General features: G+C 25.6%; 17 protein-coding genes. All 17 read right to left on the bottom strand.

Translation table 11 applies throughout. The annotated features are described in order from the left end of the window. Positions 1-102: 102 nt before the first annotated feature. The gene (locus AMYT_RS02865) at positions 103-1,656 is read right to left on the bottom strand and encodes a 2-isopropylmalate synthase (protein ID WP_114841063.1); all 1,554 of its coding nucleotides are present in this window, start codon (positions 1,654-1,656) and stop codon (positions 103-105) included. A gap of 234 nt (positions 1,657-1,890) precedes the next feature. Next, complete coding sequence (locus AMYT_RS02860; protein WP_162919459.1) at positions 1,891-3,168, bottom strand: GGDEF domain-containing response regulator; 1,278 nt, start codon at positions 3,166-3,168, stop codon at positions 1,891-1,893. 62 nt (positions 3,169-3,230) lie between these two features. Next, on the bottom strand, positions 3,231-5,792 hold the full coding sequence (locus tag AMYT_RS02855) for a sensor histidine kinase (RefSeq protein ID WP_114841061.1): 2,562 nt from the start codon (positions 5,790-5,792) through the stop codon (positions 3,231-3,233). A 1-nt stretch (position 5,793) separates the two neighbouring features. Further along, positions 5,794-6,678, bottom strand: coding sequence for a response regulator transcription factor (locus AMYT_RS02850; RefSeq protein ID WP_114841060.1), 885 nt, complete (start codon positions 6,676-6,678; stop codon positions 5,794-5,796). A gap of 2 nt (positions 6,679-6,680) precedes the next feature. Continuing rightward, positions 6,681-8,477 (bottom strand): HD domain-containing phosphohydrolase, encoded by a 1,797-nt coding sequence (locus AMYT_RS02845; RefSeq protein ID WP_114841059.1) that lies wholly within the window; start codon positions 8,475-8,477, stop codon positions 6,681-6,683. Positions 8,478-8,497: 20 nt separating this feature from the next. After that, a complete protein-coding gene (locus AMYT_RS02840) occupies positions 8,498-9,982 on the bottom strand; it encodes a sensor histidine kinase (protein ID WP_162919458.1) in 1,485 nt (494 codons plus the stop codon). Between the two features lie 103 nt (positions 9,983-10,085). After that, a complete protein-coding gene (locus AMYT_RS02835; RefSeq protein WP_114841057.1) occupies positions 10,086-10,979 on the bottom strand; it encodes a PhnD/SsuA/transferrin family substrate-binding protein in 894 nt (297 codons plus the stop codon). A 1-nt stretch (position 10,980) separates the two neighbouring features. Further along, the gene (locus AMYT_RS02830) at positions 10,981-12,417 is read right to left on the bottom strand and encodes a TolC family protein (protein ID WP_114841056.1); all 1,437 of its coding nucleotides are present in this window, start codon (positions 12,415-12,417) and stop codon (positions 10,981-10,983) included. Positions 12,418-12,495: 78 nt separating this feature from the next. Continuing rightward, positions 12,496-13,080, bottom strand: a complete 585-nt coding sequence (locus AMYT_RS02825; protein WP_114841055.1) for a hypothetical protein — start codon at positions 13,078-13,080, stop codon at positions 12,496-12,498. Between the two features lie 2 nt (positions 13,081-13,082). Beyond that, positions 13,083-15,143, bottom strand: coding sequence for an ATP-dependent zinc metalloprotease FtsH (ftsH, locus tag AMYT_RS02820; protein ID WP_114841054.1), 2,061 nt, complete (start codon positions 15,141-15,143; stop codon positions 13,083-13,085). A 17-nt stretch (positions 15,144-15,160) separates the two neighbouring features. Continuing rightward, on the bottom strand, positions 15,161-15,970 hold the full coding sequence (locus AMYT_RS02815) for a 50S ribosomal protein L11 methyltransferase (RefSeq protein WP_114841053.1): 810 nt from the start codon (positions 15,968-15,970) through the stop codon (positions 15,161-15,163). 55 nt (positions 15,971-16,025) lie between these two features. Next, the gene (locus AMYT_RS02810) at positions 16,026-16,958 is read right to left on the bottom strand and encodes a tRNA dihydrouridine synthase (RefSeq protein ID WP_114843134.1); all 933 of its coding nucleotides are present in this window, start codon (positions 16,956-16,958) and stop codon (positions 16,026-16,028) included. Next, on the bottom strand, positions 16,958-17,974 hold the full coding sequence (locus AMYT_RS02805) for a hypothetical protein (RefSeq protein ID WP_114841052.1): 1,017 nt from the start codon (positions 17,972-17,974) through the stop codon (positions 16,958-16,960). The genes AMYT_RS02810 and AMYT_RS02805 overlap by 1 nt, the downstream gene beginning before the upstream one ends. Positions 17,975-17,984: 10 nt before the next feature. Then, the gene (gene dksA / locus AMYT_RS02800; protein WP_114841051.1) at positions 17,985-18,341 is read right to left on the bottom strand and encodes an RNA polymerase-binding protein DksA; all 357 of its coding nucleotides are present in this window, start codon (positions 18,339-18,341) and stop codon (positions 17,985-17,987) included. 48 nt (positions 18,342-18,389) lie between these two features. Next, entirely contained in the window at positions 18,390-18,851 is a 462-nt protein-coding gene (locus AMYT_RS02795; protein WP_114841050.1) for a 23S rRNA (pseudouridine(1915)-N(3))-methyltransferase RlmH, read from the bottom strand. After that, positions 18,841-19,446, bottom strand: a complete 606-nt coding sequence (locus tag AMYT_RS02790) for a thiamine phosphate synthase (RefSeq protein ID WP_114841049.1) — start codon at positions 19,444-19,446, stop codon at positions 18,841-18,843. The genes AMYT_RS02795 and AMYT_RS02790 overlap by 11 nt, the downstream gene beginning before the upstream one ends. Beyond that, positions 19,446-20,312 (bottom strand): acetyl-CoA carboxylase, carboxyltransferase subunit beta, encoded by an 867-nt coding sequence (gene accD / locus AMYT_RS02785; RefSeq protein WP_114841048.1) that lies wholly within the window; start codon positions 20,310-20,312, stop codon positions 19,446-19,448. Before accD ends, AMYT_RS02790 begins: the two co-directional genes overlap by 1 nt. Between the last annotated feature and the right edge of the window lies 1 nt (position 20,313).

Here is a 20,313-nt window from a genome sequence, read left to right as displayed (position 1 = left end):
TAAATGTATTTTAATATTATTATTCAAATTATTTGCTGAAAAAATGACATATTTGAGTTATTTTTAGAAAGATTTTTTTATTATAAAGCAGTAAAAACTGCTTTATACTTGGTGTTCTTTATTTTTTAATAGTCTTTGTTTTTGAGAAAGATAAGAGTTTAATGCACTTACATATGCATTTGCAGTTGCAAGCATAGTATCAACACTTAAACCATGTCCTACAAAAGATGGTGAAGTTTCATCAAAAACTACTCTTGTTGTAACTTTTGCAAGGGCATCTTTACCCTCTGTTACTGAAGTTACATTATAATTTTGTAACTCCCCATTATATCCTGTAAGTCTATCAATTGTTTTAAAAATTGCATCCATTGTTCCATTACCAATATTTGCATCTGTTAAAATTTCATCATTATATTTTATACTAACTGCCGCAGTTGGAACTCCATTAGAACAATCAGAAATTTGTAATCCTACTAATTCATAGATTTTATCTTGATTTAAAGACTCATCTGTAATTAACATTCTTACATCATCATCTGTTACTTCTTTTTTCTTATCAGCTAAAATTTTAAATTTTTCAAAAGAAGAGTTTAATTCTTCATCGCTTACATTATCAAAACCTAATTGATTTATTTTATCTCTAAAAGCTGCTCTTCCACTATGTTTTCCTAAAATTAATGTTGAATCTTTAATTACACCAACATCTTCAGGTTTCATAATTTCATATGTTTCTTGATGTTTTAATACACCATCTTGGTGAATTCCACTTTCATGTGAAAATGCATTTTTACCTACAATTGCTTTATTTTGTTGTGGTTCAACTCCTGTAATAGTTGCAACTAATCTAGAAGTAGCATAAATCTCTTTTGTATTTATATTTGTATATAAATCTCCAAAAGCATCACGTCTTGTTTTTATAGCCATTACAGCTTCTTCTAAAGCAGAGTTACCAGCTCTTTCACCTAAACCATTGATTGTTACTTCAATTTGTCTAGCTCCATTTGCTACTGCTGCTAAAGTATTTGCTGTTGCTAATCCTAAGTCATTATGATTATGTACAGAAATAATTGCTCTATTTCCAGCAAAATCACTTAATTCTTTTACCATTGCACCTAATTCTGTTGGTAATCTGTATCCAACTGTATCTGGTAAGTTAATAGTTCTAGCACCTGCACTAATTACTGCATCCATAACTTCTTTCATAAAAGAAATTTCACTTCTTCCTGCATCTTCTAAAGAAAACTCAACATCATCAACAAAAGTTTTTGCATACTCTACTGCATGAATTGCTCTTTTTATTACCTCTTCTTCACTCATCTTTAATTTATATTTCATATGAATAGGACTTGTTGCAATAAAAGTGTGAATTCTATGCATTTTAGCTCTTTGAACTGCTAATCCAGCTTGTTTAATATCATTTTCAACTGCTCTACTTAATGAACAAATTGATGATTTTTCAATTTGCTCAGCAATTCTACTTACAGCATCAAAATCCCCTGGACTAGCTGCTGCAAATCCTGCTTCAATAACATCAACTCCTAATTTTTCTAACTGCTTAGCAACTTTGATTTTCTCTTCAGTGTTCATTGAACAGCCTGGACTTTGTTCTCCATCTCTTAATGTAGTATCAAATACTATAATTCTATTTTTATCCATGATTTTACCCTTTAAAAAGTACATTATTATATCTATTTTTCTATAAAGAAAAAAAACAGTTATTTGTAAACGTGATGATTAATTGTATATTGTGTAAATATTAGAGTGATTTTGTAAGCAGAAGAAGAGTATTAACACTTTTGATGAATTGATTATTAAAAAAATCGAATATTTTCATTTTACTCTCCCATAAATTTGTTCAATTATAATTAATAAATTTTTATTTGTCAAGAGTTATTTTGATTTTTTTGATAAAACAACTCTATTTTTTCCAGCATGTTTTGCTTCATATAAAGCATCATCTGAATATTTATAGACTTTTTCATCATCTTCAATATAATGATAAGAATGAACCAAAAGCCCAGCAGAAATTGTGATTACTCCATGTATTTCATTTCCTAAATGTTCTATTTGCTCTTCATAAATAGCTTCAACTATTCTTTTAGAAAAATCCATTGATTGTTCTATATCTAAGCCAGAAAATAATACCCCAAACTCTTCTCCACCTAATCTAAAAATATAATCTGTTGGTCTATTTACACATTTTTTTAAAATATTTGCTACATTTTTTAGTATTTGATCCCCTTTAGGATGTCCATACATATCATTAAACTTTTTAAAATAATCTATATCAACTATTAAAAAAGATAAAAATGACTTCTCTCTTCTTATTCTTTTTATTTCAGCTTCTAAAACAGTATTAAAATGTCGTCTATTATAAAGTTTTGTTAAATCATCTTCAATTGTTAATTGTTCTAATCTTTTTTTACTTGTAATATCTTGTGTAATTGTAGTAAAACTAACTATTTCACCATCTTTAAAAACAGGACTAATAGTTAAATTTGCAATATAAGCTTCACCATTTCTCTTTTTATTTTTAATTTCTGATTCAAAAATTTTTCCAGATAAAATTGTTTGCCACATATTTTTATAAAACTCATCACTAGTATCTTCATGTTTTAAAAGATTGTGTTTTTGTCCAACTAACTCACCTTTTGAGAAGCCTGTAAAATCACAAAAAGCACTACTTACATCAATTATTGTTCCATTTTTATCGGCAATTGACAATAATACATTTTCATTTATAATTTTTAATAAACTCTCTTTTTCAAAAAACTTATCTTGCAAATTATTTGTAATAATACAATCTTGTATACTACTAACTAACTCTATTAAATCAAGTGGCTTAATTACAAATTTTTGAACTTTTAATTCTATTGCTTTTAAAAAGTATTCTATATCTGAATATGCAGTAGTAATAATTACAGGAACATTTGTATTTAACTCTTTTATCATATCTAAGCCATTCATCTTAGGCATTTGAATATCTGTAATTATAATATCAGGATTTACTTCATTAAAAAGTTTTATCCCTTCAAGACCATTTGTAGCACAATAAAAATTTTTTATATATTTCTTAAAGAAAAAAGAAACTTCTTCTCTAATCATAGTTTCGTCTTCAACATATAATACTGTTATATTAGATAATAGTTCTTTATTGATTTTTTTCAACATATACTCTTTTTATTTTTGTAAAATAGTTTAGCACTTTTATTATTAATTTTAAAATAAAATTATATCTCAATAGTAAAATTAGCACCATTTTTTATATTTTTTACAAATATTTTACCATTCATACTATTTTCAATAATTGTTTTAGTCATATACAACCCAATACCTGTTCCCCTTCCTTCCTCTTTGGTAGTAAAATAAGGTTCAAAGATTTTTTCAATTATATTTTCTTTTATTCCGCCAGCATTATCTTCTATTTCAATTATAGATTTTTTATCGCAAGTATATGTTCTTACAGTTATTTTCCTTTCTTTTTTATTATTTTCTATAATTGCATCTTTTGCATTTGTTAAAATATTTAAAACACTTTGTGAAAATTCGCTTGCAAATCCATATATTTCTATCTCTTCTTTATTAAATTCTTTAATAATTTCTATATTATAGTTTTCAAAAGTTGAATCTACTAAAGAAATTGTTTTTTCTAAAGTCTCATTTAAATTAAAATAGTCTTTTGTTTTATTTGGTTTAAAAAAGTTTCTAAAATCATCTATTGTTTTTGACATATTTGAAGTTAAGTTATTTGTTTTTTTAATGGCTTTTTCTAAATATGCATCATCTAATTCACCCATTTTATATGTAAATTCAATATTTTGCATAACTAAACCTAAAGCATTTAAAGGTTGTCTCCATTGATGGGCAATATTTCCTATCATTTCACCCATTGCAGCTAACTTACTTTGTTGAATAAGTAATTGTTCTTGTTCTCTTTGTTTTTTTATCTCTTTTTGAACTCTAGTTTCTAAAGTTTCATTTAAACTTTTTTGTTCTTTTATTAGTTCTTCTATTTTTATTGCCATATCATTAAATGATTTTTCAAGTTGCCCTATTTCATCATTTGAATGTACTTCTATTCTATAATCTAATTTATTTTCAGCAAACATTTTAGTACCTAAAAGTAAAGACTCTATTTTTTTACTTATATAATTAGACATCCATAAAGCAATAATTATTACTAGTATAATCATTATTGCAGTAGTTATTGTAAGTTCATTTAACATTTGAACAACAAATTTATCTATTTCATTTTTATTTTTTTCTAAACTCTTATGCATACTTTCTGTTTGAATAAGAAGTATTTCATCTACATTTTTTTTAGTCTCATTTGCAGCTGCATGAAATTCATCAACATTTGCACCAATTGTTACAAATCCAAAACCTCTTTTACTATTTGCATACTTCCCTGTATAATATGGGATTGCTGCGGCAGTTGTTAGTTTCCATACCTTGCTCCAATATATTATAAAAGAACCATATCCTCCATTTTCTGTTACTTGCATCCACCCTTGACATTGAGGTGCAAAATTTAAATATCGACAATCTAATCCTACATTCCCCTCTTCTTTTATCTGCTTTATATTTGGTTTTTTCTCTAAGCTTTGTTCTTCAAATTGTGGATAATCTTTTAAAAACTCATTTATATCTTTTTTTGAATTATAAAATTTCTCTGCCACATCACTACTTAGCCAGGGCATATTTTTTTCCCCCGTCTTGGGGTTATATCCTAAGATTGAATAGTCTCTTGGATGAGAGATATTTTTTCCTTCATAATCCCACATAAAAGCATAATTCCCTACGCTTGCATCTGCTATATCTTGTACTGGATTTTTTCCTGTTGGATCCACTGTATCTGTAAATTGCATTATATGTTTATGGTCCAATGCCACACTTACATATCCTACTTTCTTTTCTGCTTTATACACTGGTGTTACAAATCTTACTATCCCTTCAAACTCTTTTCCTACTGGATTCTCTTTCCCTGCATAGGCATATCTCTCTGGTTCAAACTCTATTCCTGCTTTTTTTGCACTCTCTTTTGTAAATCTCCCTATTATTTTTGTTTTTAAACTCTCCCCTATTACATCGCTTACATATATCTCTTCTTTTTTTAGCTTCTTTATCTCTTTATAATACTCTTCTGAGTTTACATATGTATTTGTCTTTTTTGATATATCTTTTAACTTTTTATCTATTTGTGAAATCTTATATATCTCTTGACCTTTTAAATCAAAATATGTTATCTCTTTATATATTGGTATTACTCTTCTTTTTAAATTTATTGGGTCTGTATAATTAAACTCTTTTTCATTATCTTTTAATAACGCATTTGTCTTTTCTCTTTTTAAACTTTTTATACTCTCATTTACTTTCCAGCTTAAGCTTTTTTCATCATAATAGTATTTCCCATGCTCTATTACTTCCCTTTGTTTACTATTATAAAAATCTTCTATTATTTTTTGATTTAGATTTAGTTTTGATAAAAATAAAATATCTTCATCTCTTTGATATAAAAAATTAGCCACATTTTTTGCTATTTCATATGAAAGTCGCTCTAAAGAAAGCTGAGATTTTTTATCTAACATTTTAATACTATCATCAATAGCTTTATTTGCAGTGTTTGAAATAATTTCTTTATTTTCTAAAAATAGTTTTTTTGTACTATCAGAAAAATAATTATCTAATTTTATAACTCCTTGAAAAGCAATATAAGCAATAAACAATAATGGGATTACTTTAATTAAAATAAATAGTAAAATAAGTTTTATTTTAATAGTTAAATTTTTCATATTAACTTCTAGTAGAAATATCTAATATTTTTTTTAGTTCATCCATTAAAAATTCATTTGAAATACCTACTTCTAAATTTTTAATAAGTTTTAAAGTTACATTATTTATTTGTTCAAGTTTTTCCTCATTTTTATCAATAAAGATAAATACACTTTTATCCATATTTTTAAAATATCGATAACTAATATAAAATTCTCTTTGAAAGAATTTATTATTTTTTGTATTTTTTAATTTAACTAAATGTCTTTTATGACTATTAGCACTTATATATTCTAACCAATTTGACATATTAATATCTTCACCAAACTCTACTAAATTATTATTATTTTTCAGTTGATTTTTTAAAGATTCAATATTATCTAAACCTAATAGATTTAAAAGTTTTTTATTTACATACTCTATTTCATTTGAGTGCATAATAAACATAAAAGTAGGATTACTATCTAAAATAAAATGTATATAATCTTCATAATTGCTATTTTCTTTTTGTAGTTTTTCTAAATATAAACTTTTATGAATTATTGCTAATAATTCTTGCATATTTAAAGGTTTTAAAATATATTTATCAATTCCTAATTCTATAGCTTTAATAATATAATCACTTTCACTAAAAGCAGTTGTTACAACAATTGGTATGCTAGGGTCTATTTCAAAAATCTTCTCAGCCATAACTAAGCCATTCATTATAGGCATTTGAATATCAGTTATAATAATATTTGGTTTATATTTTTTAAAAAGTTCTAAACCTTCTTGACCATTTTTTGCAATATAAAGATTTTTTACATATCTTTTTAAAAAAAATTCTATCTCATCAAGGGTCATTTGGTCATCTTCAACATATAAAACACTTATATCATTAAACAACTCTTTTGAAAACTCTAACATAATTAATCCTTAAATTTATTTCTTATTGTTAAAAACTCATCCAAATTATCCATAAATAAATCAACTAATTTAGGATCAAAATGTTTCCCTTTTTGTTCTTTAAATAAAGCTAATATATCTTCAAGAGGCCAAGCCTTTTTATATGTTCTATTACTTCCTAAAGCATCAAAAACATCTGCAAGTGCAGTAATTCTTCCATATATATGTATATCTTCACCTTTTAAACCTTTTGGATACCCTGTACCATCCCATTTTTCATGGTGAGTATAAGAGATTATAGCTGCTGCTTGAAGTATAGGTCTAGTTGAAGTTTTTAAAATCTCATAACCAATTTCTGAGTGGGTTTTCATTATTTCCCATTCTTCTTCATTAAGTTTTGAAGGCTTATTTAATATAGCATCAGGTATACCTACTTTTCCAATATCATGCATAGGAGAAGCAGTAAAAATTGTAGAAATCTCATCACTTGACATATTTAATTTTATAGCAATTAATTTTGAATATTCAGCAACTCTTTTTACATGATTACCTGTTTCTTGACTTCTACTTTCTCCTATATCACCTAGTTTATAAATTATTTCTCTTTGAGTTTCTTCTAACTCTTCATGTAAATTTACAATTTCAGTAATATTATGTCTAATTCCAAGATATTCAATTATTTCACCTTTTAGATTTTTTAAAGGGAAAGTTACCACATCACAGTGAAGTAATTTTCCACTTTTTGTCTCATTTGTAATTTGACCTCGCCAACCTTTACTTGAAAAAATATTTTCAACTTTTTCTTCATACTCTTTTTGATTTAAAGTAGGTTGTTTTAAAATTGAATAGGGTTTATATATTAAGTCCTCTTTTTTAAAGCCTGTTTCACTTGCAAAAGAATCATTTACATATGTAATAACTCTTTGCGTATTTAACCTTATAATCATATTGCTTTCATTAATTGCATCTTTATATTGATTTAAAATATTAACTGATTCACTTAAATCTAAAGATTTTTTTATTGTTTGTTCTTTAAAATACTCTTTAGTCTCTTCAAAATATGTAATATCATTTGCTAAAGAGATATACTCTATTACTTCACCATTTAAATCTAAAATTGGTTTTATTAAAATATCTAAATAATAAGCATAGCCATCTTTTGAAATATTTTTTATTTTACCTTGCCAAGATTTTTTTTCATCTTTTATTAAGTGCCAAATATTTGTAAAAAAACTTTTTTCAACATCTGGATGTCTTATAATATTATGAGATTGGCCTATTAGTTCTTCTTTTTTATATCCAGAAATCTTTTCAAAAGGTTCATTTATATAAGTAATAATTCCTTCTAAGTTAGTTTTTGAAACAATTGCACTTTCATCAACTATATCTTTATACTGTTTTAAAGTATTAAAAATCTCTTTATTTTCTATTTCTAAAAAGATATTTTTGGAAATAGAAATAAGACTTTCAATTAAAAGTTTAAGATTTAAAGGTTTTGTTAAATAACTAGTAACACCAATATTTATCCCTTCAAAAAGATAATTTAAATCATTAAATGCAGTTGTTATAATAATAGGTATATTGCTATTTTCTTTTCTTATTAATTTCGACATTTCTATACCAGAAAGCTTTGGCATTTGTAAATCAGTAATAATTATATCTGGATTAACTTCTTTATAAAGGTTAAATCCTTCTTCTCCATTTTCTGCTAAATATAATTTTTCAACTCTTTTTTCTAAAAAATATTTTATTTCTTCTCTTGTGTTTTTATCATCTTCCACATATAAAACTTTGATTTTTAATAAATTTTCAAAATTCATTTTTAATCCTTGATTAATTATTAAGCTTTTGGTATTTGAATTATAAATTGTACTCCATCATCAATATTTTTAGAAAATAATTTACCATTCATATTATTTTCTATAATTGTCTTAGACATATAAAGACCAATACCTGTTCCTTTACCCTCTTCTTTAGTGGTAAAATAAGGCTCATAAATTTTTTCTAAAATTTCCTCAGGTATTTGACCTGCATTATTTTCAATTATAACATTTATTAATTCATTTTGTAAAACTATTTTTATAATAACTTTTGCATTTGCAATTTTCTTTTCAATCAAAGCATCTTTTGCATTTGATAAAATATTTAAAACAACTTGAGAAAATTCATTTGGAAAGCCCTCTATTTGAATAGGATTAGATTGAATAAAATCAATTTGAATATTATTATGTTCAAAAGAGGACTCTACTAAATAAATACTTTTTAAAATAAAACTATTAACTTCAAAAAGTTCTTTTGATTTATTTGGTCTGAAAAAATTTCTAAAATCATCAATTGTTTTTGACATATTTTTTGTTAATAAATTGGCTTTATCTAATGACCTTTGCATAAATTCATCATCTAAACTTTCCATCTTATATGAAAAATATATATTTTGGATTAGTAAGCTTAAAGCATTTAAAGGTTGTCTCCATTGATGGGCAATATTTCCTATCATTTCACCCATTGCTGCAAGCCTTGATTGCTGAATTAATATCTGCTCTTGTTCTTTTTGTTTTAAAATTTCTTCTTTTACTCTATCTTCTAAGTTATCATTTAATTCTTTTAATTGTATTGATTTTAATTGTAAAGATTTATTTACTTTATTTAACTCTTGGGTTCTTTGTATTACTCTTTGTTCTAACTCTTCGTGAGATTCTTTTAATTGCTTTTGTGAAAGTTGTAAATTCTCAATCATTTTATTAAAGGTTTTTGATAAAGTACCTATTTCATCATTACCTATTATATCACTTCTGGCAAATAAATTTCCTTTTGCTATTTCTTTAGAAACATTATTTAGTTTTATAATAGGTCTTGAAAAAAGTTTTGCAATAAAAAAAGAAATAGCGATAGTTGAAAATAAGAATAAAATTATTAAGTATAAAAACTGTTTATACATAAAAGCAATTTTATTATTATAGTCATTTAAAGATAATTCCAAATGTAAATTTCCCCAAGTAATACCTGAAAAAGAAATAGTATAGTTATACATAAAAACTTTTTGTTTAATAAATAAAGAAGTGGCTATTGCATATGGGTTTTCTTCTTTTTGAAGTTGTTTATAAGAAGAAGGCAACTTATTAATCACTTCCCAGTTTTTATTACTAACAACTAAGCTTGAATTATTGCTTTTTGTAATAATTAAAGTTTTCACTTTATCATTTTTATTTACAAAAGAATAAACAAACTCTAAAATTGTTGCTTCATCATCCACAATAAAAGAGTCTTTCTTTACAAAAACTATAGCTTCTGCCATTGTTTTTGCTTTTGATAGTAAAGAATCCAAAATTGATTTTTTCTGAAGATTTAAGGTTAATATAAAAAAAATACATAATACAAAAAGTATAGAAGAAAAGAGTAAAAAAAAGATTTTTCCAAATATTTTATTTTTAAAAAGAATTAACATTATCTACTCTTTTTCTTAAATCATAATACTCATTATAAAACTTTTCTAAATTCTGTAAGCTATCTTTTTCTATTTTAAAAACTGCATCAAATTTTAAAAGATCCATTATTTGTTCACTTTTTGGAAATTGCTTTAAATCTGAAGCAATATTAAAAAAAATTTCACGTATATCTTTATTAGATTCTTTTTTAAAAAAACCTATAAAAGGGAAATGCTCTTTTTTAGAACTTGCAACTATATCAACTCTATTTTTTATAGCAGGATTTAATTCAAGCATAGTATCCCAGACATTTTCACTAATTACACCAAAATCACTTTTTCCAAAAAATACCCTTAAAAGAATAGTTGATTCTTTTTTTTCATAAAACTCTTCTCTTACCACATCTTTATATCTTTTATTATTATAAATAATACTTTGTTTATCTAACCAAGTTTCAGAAATATTATTTTCTTCATTAAGAATAATCTTTTTATCTTTTAAATCTTTAAAACTTTTTGCATTTAATTCTTTTCTAGCAATTAAAATATATTTAATATATTTTTTATCATTTATAGAAACAGACCAAAAGTCATCTGAAATTTCATCAATTTGTTTTTTATTTTCAAAATAAAAAGGTACAGGAATTACAATCATATCTAAAAAATTTTTAGTTGTAAATTCATGAAGAATATCATTTTTATCTGTATAATACTCAACATCTAATTTACTATCATATAAAGAAGCTAACTCTTCAATCCATAAAGAAAAAGCAACTTGTCCATCTTTAAAGTTTTGCAATGAAGTTCCATTTGAAAGAAATCCAAAAGTTGAGATATGTCTATATTCTTTTGCATTTAAGCAAAGTATCAATATACAGAGAATTATTAATTTTTTCATTTTATTTTCTACTTAGTAATTTATCAATTAAAGCTTCTGAAATAATATAATCATATAATGAATTATAATATAATACTTCAGTTTTTGTTTGAATAACTTGAGATTCAATCATCTCTTTAGTATCAACCATATCTATTTTATAAGCTTTTAAATTTAAATCTCTATGAGTTATTGCTTCAAAGTTTGCTTGTTTATAATTATTTATACTAGTAAAGATTTCATTACTTTTAACCAATGCATTTTGCAAATTTAAAATAATAGAGTCATTAATAAGTTTTTTAGTTGATTGCATCTTCTTTTTATTTAATTTTTGCTCTAAAATCTCATATTCATTTTTAAAACCACTAAAGATATTTATATTTGCATTTATTCCCACTAACCAATTATTTTTATTTTCATCAGTATATAAACCATTTGTTTCACTACTTTTTATTTTTGTAGTACTTGCAAAAAGTGCAATAGTAGGAAAATATTGACTTTTTACTTCTTGTATTTTTTCATTTTGAACTTTTAAAGCCAAATTTATTTTATTTGTTATTGGATTACTTAATAAAGCTTCTTTATATAAACTATTTATATCTTTATTTAAATAATTATCTAAATTGTCTATACTAAGACTATCTTCAATAATTTTTATATCATCTGTATAATCAATTGCTAAAATATTTTTTAAAGCATTTTTAGTTAGTTGTATATTTGATTTATATTCTTCAAGTTTTACTTTCATTAAAGTAACTGTAATATTTGTCTTTAAAAAATCTGTTTTTTTAATATTTAAAGATTCATTTTTATAAAGTCTTTTTGTTAAATCTTTTATAGCTAACATTTTTATATAAGAGTTTTGCATAGTTTTATAAATCTGCTTTGCTAAAATATGTCCATAATATATCTGTTTAACTAAAAATATTATTTCATCATCTTGTAAATTTATCTCTTGAGATTTTATTTGTTTATTTAATTTTGCTTGATTTATTATAGATTGGATTTTTCCACCCGTATAAATTGGATATTTTAATTCTAATTTTATTAAAGAATTATCTCTATTTATTAGTTCAAAATTTGAATCTATTGATAAACTTTGATTTAAAGATGCAGAATTTGCTATATTTTGAGCCATTGCTACATTACCTGTTTGATTTAAAGCATTTGAAAAAATTATACCTTTTGAAATTTCATCAGATAAAGGAATTTCTCCTTTTATATTCATATTAATAGCTTCATCTCTTCTAGTTGCTATAAAATCTAAATCTAAAGTGGGATAATTGGCACTTAAAGCTTGATTATATTGTGCATTAGCAATTTCAAAAGCTAGTTTTGAAATCTTTTTTTGTTCATTATTTTTTAGTGCAATATCTATTGCCGTATCTAAGTTCAATATAATTGAATTTGAAAAAAGTAAACAGTAATTTAAGATTAAGAATAATAATATTTTTTTCATAGATATATAATGCCTTTTTTTTTATTAAGGAATTATATACAAATAAAAATAAAAAAATAATATATATTATTTTTTTATTTATTTTTTTAGTAAAACTTGTCCTATTTTTAGGCGATCTGCTATTTTTAAATCTAAATTAAAATCTTTTTTTATTTTTATAATTACTTCACCTTGAGTAAATAAAGTGATAAATTGACCAATTTGGTAATTCTTTTGTGGTAAAGTAGAAATATTATTTGTAGAAAAAGATGAGATTAATTCAAGTTGTGAATTTTCAGTTTTTAAATGTAGTTTTTCATTTAAATCTTTTGATTTTCTATCATCAAAAGAGAGATTTAGTCCCTTTCTATGTTCAATAACTTCTATTTGTGAGGTTTCAGGAGAGATAAAAAAAGACTCATCAAATAAAGAGACATTAATATATATAAATTTGTGAGTATCATTAAAATCTATTGCTTCAATTCTTCCACTAACAGGTGAGATAAATAAAGCATCATTATCAACTTTAATTTTTTTATTTCTAAAAATATATAAAGATAAAATAAAAATCAAAAAAAGAAGTGTTGAAATAAATTCAAAATCAATTAACCCAAAAAAAATAGCAAAAGCAAAAAGTGAAAAAACCACTTTTTGCCCCTGCTTTAATATATATTTATCAAACATTTTTAGTCTCTTTTTTCTTCTTTAACTTCAGAAGTTTCATTAGTATTTGTTTCTAAACTCTCTTCTTCAGTAGTGTTGTCTTCACTAGTTTCTACTGGAGTAGTTGTCTTATCTTCTGGTTTAATTGCATCTGAATGTAAATCTTCTTCTTCAAATACTTTTCCACCATTTTCAATAATAATTTCTCTAACTCTTTGACCAGTGATAACTTCTATTTCCAATAACTCAGCAGTCATTTTTTCAATTGCATCATTATTATCTTTTAAAGCTTGTTTTACAACTTCATATCTTTCATTTAGAACTTTTTTAACATGTTCATCTAAATTTTTAGCCATCTCATCAGAAAAATCTTTATGTGTTTGTCCACCTAAAAATTGATTTTGTCTTCTTTCTAAAACCATAAGACCAGCAATATCACTCATACCATACATAGAAGCCATAGCTTTTACAATATCAGTTGCTCTTTCTAGGTCATTTCCTGCACCAGTACTAATTTCACCAATAAATACCTCTTCAGCAGCTCTTCCACCTAATAATGTATCAACTTCTGCTATTAATTCATGCTTTTGCATTAAATATTTATTTTCTTCTGGCGTATTTAAAGTATATCCTAAAGCAGCAAGTCCTCTTGGAACAATAGATACTTTATTTACTTTTTTAGCACCTTTTGTAATTTCAGCAATTAAAGCATGTCCAGATTCATGATAAGCAACAATTTTTCGCTCTTTTGGTGAAATTCTTCTTGATTTTTTCTCTAAACCAGCAATTTGTCTTTCAACTGATTCTTTAAAATCACAAGCTTGAACTTCCTCTTTACTTGCCCTTCCAGCAAGTAATGCTGCTTCATTTACAATATTTGCTAAATCAGCCCCTGCAAGTCCAGCAGTCATTCTAGCAACTTCTTCTAAATCAACATCTTTTGCAAGTTTTACATCTTTAATATGAACTTTTAAGATTTCAACTCTACCTTCAAAATCTGGTTTATCAACTAAAACTTGTCTATCAAATCTTCCTGGTCTTAGTAGTGCTGGGTCTAGAACTTCTGGTCTATTTGTTGCAGCTAAAACAATAACAGGTGCTGCTTCAGTTGAGAAACCATCCATTTCAGCAAGTAATTGATTTAAAGTTTGTTCCCTTTCATCATTACCACCCATTGGTCCACCACTTGCTCTACTTTTTCCAATTGCATCAATCTCATCAATAAAAATAATAGCAGGAGCTACTTTTTTTGCTTGTTCAAATAAGTCTCTTACTCTACTAGCACCTACTCCCACAAACATCTCAATAAAAGATGAACCAGAAACTGATAAGAACTGAACATCTGCTTCACCAGCAACTGCTTTTGCAAGTAAAGTTTTACCTGTACCTGGAGGTCCTACTAATAAAACACCTTTTGGAATTTGAGCTCCAAGTTTTACATATCTATCAGGATTACTTAAAAAATCAACTACTTCTTGAACTTCTTCTTTTGCTTCCTTATTTCCAGCCATATCATCAAATTTAACTTTTGGCTTTTCAGAATTAATCATCTTTTTAGAGCTTCCTATTCCAAGAATACCTCCTGAACCTCCACCCATAGACTTTGACATTCTTCTAGCTAGGAACATCCAAATTGCAAAAAAGATAAAAATAGGTAAAACCCATCCAAAAAGAATATCTGCTAAAAGATTTTCTTCATTAATTCCACCATAACCAATTTTACTTTTTTCTAAAAGAGGAATTAGTGTATCATCAGGAATTACTCTTCTTGCAGTATAAGTAGTAATTTCACCACTTGATGCTTTTGAAACAGCTTTTATTTGAGTATTTCCAATACCTACATATTCAATCTGTGCATTTGCAATTAATTGTTTTAATTCAGAATATGCAACTGTTTTATTTTTTGTTTTCCCATAAGCTGCGATATTAGAATTTGAACTACTTCCCATCTCTCCTTCAGGAAAGATTGCTTTAAAAGCAAAAATTGTAATTACAGAAAATAGAACAAAAACTAATAATGGATTATTATTAAAAAAGTTATTACCTTTTCCATTATCATTGTTATTCTGTTGTTTCTTTGACATAAAATAAAACTCCTTTATTATTTAGAGAATACTACAGTTACCCATTCATTTTTATGAATAACTTCCAACTCTTTTAAATCTTTAAATTTTGATAATACCCTATCAAGATGTTTATCTAAAATTCCTGATACTATTAAAATACCACCATCTTTTAAGCATTTTTTTAAATCTTTATGAATCATTACTAAAACATCAGCAACAATATTTGCAATTACCACATCATACTGTTTTGTTGCTTTATTTGCTGAGCCAATCCAGCTATTATTAAAAGTAGCATTATTTAATTTAAAATTTTCTATTGTATCATTTATACAAACTTCGTCTGTATCACAAATATCAACACCACAACCAAGTTTAGCAGCAGCTATTGATAAAATACCACTTCCACACCCAACATCTAGAACTTCATTATCTTTTTTTACAAATTGATCAATTGCTAATATACAAGAAGAAGTTGTTTCATGGTGACCAGAACCAAAAGATAAAGCAGGATCAATAATAATATCAATTTTATCTTCTTTTTTTTCTTCCCATGAAGGTCTAATAAAAAAGCTTCCAACCTCTACTGATTTTACACTTTTTTTATAATTTTCAATCCAGTCTTGATTTTCTTTTTTTATACAAGTAGTAGTGCAGTTTATATTTAATCTTTTAGCAAATTCTAAAATACCAAATTCAACATCACTTAAATCCTCTTCACTTCTTGCTATTAAAGTGCCATCTTCACACTCTTCAATAGCTTCATTTGTTAAAGCTGATAATAGTTCTAAAAATAGTTCATAATTATTTTGGGGATTAATTGTTAATTCATAATAATATTCAGACAAATATTTCCTTTTTCTAAAAGTAAAATATTTTATCTAAATATCTGTTTAAAATTCATTAAAAAAAGCTTTCGATTAAATCTCTCATAATATGTATATCAGAAACTCTATTAACCACATCTCTAAATTCATTAGCACCTCTGTAGCCTTTAGAGTAAGAATGAAGTAATTTTCTAAACATAACTGCGCCATGTTCTCCATGAAATCTAATAACAGCATCATAATGTTCTAAAATAATCTCTTTTTTTATCTCTTCACTTATATCTTCTACCCCATGTTTTAATTGATAGAAAACCCAAGGTTTACCAATAGCACCTCTACCTATCATAACTCCATTTGCTTTAGTATATTCTAAAACCTCTTTTGCTTTAGCATAGTCTTTAATATCACCATTTGCAATAACAGGAATTTTAATAGATTCTTTCATTAATTTAATAGCATCATAATCAACAGGAGCTTTATATTTTCCTGCTCTTGTTCTTCCATGAACAGAAACAAAATCAACTCCACAAGCTTCAACTGCCTTTCCAATTTCAACTGGAATTTTTTCATTAACTCCAAGCCTAACTTTTGCAGTTGTATATTGCTTTTTATTATATTTTTTTACTGTACTTAAAATCTCTTCAAGTTTTTTTAAATCCCCGAGTAAATTAGAACCTGAACCATGATTAAAAACTTTTGGAGCAGGACATCCACAGTTTAAATCAATCCCATCAATTCCATCTATTTCATTTAAAATTAAAACTGCATCTCTTACAAGTTCAGGTTTATTTCCAGCAATTTGAACAATATAGGGATCTTCACTAGGCGATTTTTCAATCATTTTTAAAGTCTTTTCAGACTTATATACTAAAGCATTTGAAGAAATCATTTCAGAAATTGTTATATCAGCACCAAATTTTTTAACAACACTTCTAAAAGGTAAATCAGTGTATCCAGCAAGGGGAGCCAACACCATTAAGGGTTGGCTAAAATCAATCTTTTTTTCCATTAGTTTTTGTAACAAAGACTTTCTAAAGAGTAGTGTTTTCCAGAATCTTTTAACTGGATTAGTGCTCTAAATGCTGGAAAATCATCATTTGTATAAGTAGTTAATAATTCTCTAATTCTATCAATCATTTCAAATTCAAAAAGAATATAAAAATAAGCATCAACACTACTTTCTACTTCTTTTGAAAGTTCTTCAAATAGTGAAATTAAATCATCAGGAGTAAAACTATTTTTAAATAATTTTGCTAAATTAATATAATCTAATTTATCATAATCTAAATTCTTAGTAATCTTAATAATTTCTTCATTTGAAAGCGAAAATTCAGGGTTTTTAGCACTTTTTTCAAAAAGTTTTTCTGCCATTTCTTTATCTAAAGATACATTTTCATAAAGTTTTTTAACAGTTGTCATACTTTTTTGTTCAACAATATTTAAAAAAGCTAATTTTAATGCATCACTTGAATAATTCATTGGTTTTTTTATAACTTCTAAACAAAAGTCTATTTCACTATTTAATCTATTTAATAGGTTTTTGTGAGCTAATGAAGAATTTGGTTCTAGTTTTAAACTCTTATCTTGTACATAAATACCTGATTTAATATCTTTGATTTGTGAAACTATTTTATTTATCTCTTCATTTGAAGTTGTAAAAGCATTATCTTTTACATCAAAATTAATTTGAGATAAAATATTTGAAATATCTTTAAACGCTTTAGTTTTATAAGTAGTTTTATCACTTTTTTGTAAAAGATATGATTTAATACTCTCAGAAATATTCTCTTCATCTTTAGTTATTGATCTATATTTTAAATAACTTTTAAAACCATAAAACATTATATGAGCTACACTTCCAATAAAAAGTATTAATAATGGTAAAATAACCCATATTGCAACTGGTAGTGTAATTGAAATATCTAAAACAGTAACCTTATATTCACCTGCTTCAATACTAAAAACATAACCAAAAACTAAAACTATTAATAAAATTGAAAATAATATATATTTTTTAAGTCCCACAACTTATCCTTTATTGTTGTTCTACCTCATATATTTCTCTACAAGGTGTACAAAACTTTGCGAAAGGTTTTGCTCTAAGTCTTCCTATAGCAATAGACTCATCACACATTTCACAAATACCATATTTACCTTTTTCTATTCTTTTTAAGGCGTCTTCAATCTCTTTTAACTCTTTAATTTGTTGATTAGCGATAATCCCTTCTTTAAAACTATCACTTGAAACCTCTGCAAAATCATAATCATCTTTGCACTCAGAATTTTTTAAAGAATCAATACTCTCTCTACTACCCTCAATATTTTTTGTAATAAGTGCTTTTCTTACAACTAAAGCCTCTTTTAATTCTTCAATTTGTTTTGCGTTAGCCACTCTCATCCCTTATTAAAAATTTGAATATTATACAAAATTTTTAATAAATTATTTATGATAAGGGTGATTGTTTTTTATGCATAGGCCTCTAAAAATCTGTTCTAATAGAACTATATTGGCTACTTTATGAGCCATTGTTAGTTCACTTAAACTTAAAATTGCATCACATTTTTTTAAAAACTCTCGCTCAAAGCCATAAGCTCCACCAATAAAAAAATTAACTTCTGCACTATTATCAAAATATTTGGCAAATTTAAAGCTATCTACTTTTTTACCTAAAACATCCAATGCTATATTATAAGAAGTAGGTTTAATAAATGCTTCATAAGTCTCACTATATGATTTTTGTGCTTCTATTTCATTTACTGTTTGTGCTTTAGCTATTTTTTTATTAAAAATATAGTGCATCTCTACTTTAGCATATTTTGAACTCATTTTTATAAATTCTTTTGCTAAAGTTTCAAATTCATCATTTGAAGGTTTCATTATGGAATAAACATTAATCTTCATATAAAGCACTTCCTACCACATTAAATCTTACATTACTAATTTTATCTTCACACTTAACGCCACCTATGGCACAAACAGGATGTTTTGAAATTTTTGCTAAATATGAAATTTTATCTCCTAAAATAGTGGAAACATCTTTTGTATTTGTTCCTTTATATGCACCAAGCCCTATCATATCCAAATCAAGTTCATTTGATTCAAGTATTTCAACTTCATTATGAGTTGATAAACCTAAAAGTTTATCTTTTATTTTTGTTCTTATTAATTTTATAGCTATTTTTTTATTTGTATGAAATTTTAAAAAATCTTCTTGTCCTAAGTGTAAACCATCTGCATACTGTATTAAATCAATTTTATCATTTATAATAATTGGTATATCTAACTTAGTTTTTAAATATTTAAGGTTTTGTATTTGAATAGAATCACTATTTATTTTATCTCTATATTGCACAATTTTTGCATTTTTCTTTATACAAATTTGTATAAAATCATCTAAGCTTATATTTTTATTTTGAAGAGTTTGAAAATCACATAATGCATATAAGTTATTAAAAGAGTCTTTTAAAGATAAAAGCTCTTTTAATTTAGTTTTCATTAGCTAACTTGGTCGTTTTTATAGAACATAGTTAATAAATCACCAAGTGTTTGTTTTAATTTTGTTCTATTAACAACCATATCAATTGAACCTTTTTCAAGTAAGAATTCAGCTCTTTGGAATCCTTCTGGTAAATCTGCACCAATAGTTTGTTTAATAACTCTTTGTCCAGCAAATCCTATAAGTGCTCCAGGTTCTGCAATAATTATATCACCTAAGAAAGCAAAAGAAGCAGATACTCCTCCCATAGTAGGGTCAGTTAAAACTGAGATATATGGAAGTCCTAAAGCATCCATTTTTTTAAGGGCTGCTGATGTTTTTGCCATTTGCATTAAAGAAAAAGTTGATTCTTGCATTCTAGCTCCACCAGAAGCAGAAATAATAATTAATCCTTGATGCTTTTCCATAGCTCTATTTACAGCTCTTACAATTTTTTCACCTTCAACAGAACCTAAACTTCCACCCATAAAAGCAAAATCAAATACTACAATTTGAACTGGTTTTGAGTTAATTGTACATTCTCCACTTATAACAGCAGAAGTTCTACCTGTTTTACTTTCAGCTTCCTCAATCTTCTTTTTATAAGATTTTTTATCAACAAAGTTTAATGGATCTACAGGCCTTAAATCAGCATCATATTCTACAAAAGAGTCCTTATCTGCTAGAATTTCTATTCTTCTTTTCGCACCAATTCTCATATGAAAATTACATTTTGGGCAAATATTTTCTTGATTCTCTACCTCTTTAAAAAACATTAAAGCATTACATTCTGGACATTTAATCCAGTGTGAAGGAGCATCTTTCATTGAGGGTTGCTCTTTTTTTCTATCAAATGATATTTTGCTAAATAAGTTCTTTAAATCCATT

Origin of the sequence: Malaciobacter mytili LMG 24559 (assembly GCF_003346775.1) — a bacterium.
Taxonomy (GTDB): Bacteria; Campylobacterota; Campylobacteria; order Campylobacterales; family Arcobacteraceae; genus Malaciobacter; species Malaciobacter mytili.
The sequence above is the reverse complement of the archived record's forward strand: the minus strand, read 5'-3'. Positions and strand labels throughout refer to the sequence as shown.

Excerpts from the sequence above, each read along its gene's own strand:
- AMYT_RS02850 (WP_114841060.1), bottom strand. The coding sequence starts at position 6,678 with ATGTTAGAGTTTTCAAAAGAGTTGTTTAATGATATAAGTGTTTTATAT.
- AMYT_RS02790 (WP_114841049.1), bottom strand. The coding sequence starts at position 19,446 with ATGAAAACTAAATTAAAAGAGCTTTTATCTTTAAAAGACTCTTTTAAT.
- AMYT_RS02865 (WP_114841063.1), bottom strand. The coding sequence starts at position 1,656 with ATGGATAAAAATAGAATTATAGTATTTGATACTACATTAAGAGATGGA.
- accD (WP_114841048.1), bottom strand. The coding sequence starts at position 20,312 with ATGGATTTAAAGAACTTATTTAGCAAAATATCATTTGATAGAAAAAAA.
- AMYT_RS02825 (WP_114841055.1), bottom strand. The coding sequence starts at position 13,080 with ATGTTTGATAAATATATATTAAAGCAGGGGCAAAAAGTGGTTTTTTCA.
- AMYT_RS02830 (WP_114841056.1), bottom strand. The coding sequence starts at position 12,417 with ATGAAAAAAATATTATTATTCTTAATCTTAAATTACTGTTTACTTTTT.
- AMYT_RS02845 (WP_114841059.1), bottom strand. The coding sequence starts at position 8,477 with ATGAATTTTGAAAATTTATTAAAAATCAAAGTTTTATATGTGGAAGAT.
- AMYT_RS02835 (WP_114841057.1), bottom strand. The coding sequence starts at position 10,979 with ATGAAAAAATTAATAATTCTCTGTATATTGATACTTTGCTTAAATGCA.
- AMYT_RS02795 (WP_114841050.1), bottom strand. The coding sequence starts at position 18,851 with ATGAAGATTAATGTTTATTCCATAATGAAACCTTCAAATGATGAATTT.
- ftsH (WP_114841054.1), bottom strand. The coding sequence starts at position 15,143 with ATGTCAAAGAAACAACAGAATAACAATGATAATGGAAAAGGTAATAAC.
- AMYT_RS02855 (WP_114841061.1), bottom strand. The coding sequence starts at position 5,792 with ATGAAAAATTTAACTATTAAAATAAAACTTATTTTACTATTTATTTTA.
- AMYT_RS02810 (WP_114843134.1), bottom strand. The coding sequence starts at position 16,958 with ATGGAAAAAAAGATTGATTTTAGCCAACCCTTAATGGTGTTGGCTCCC.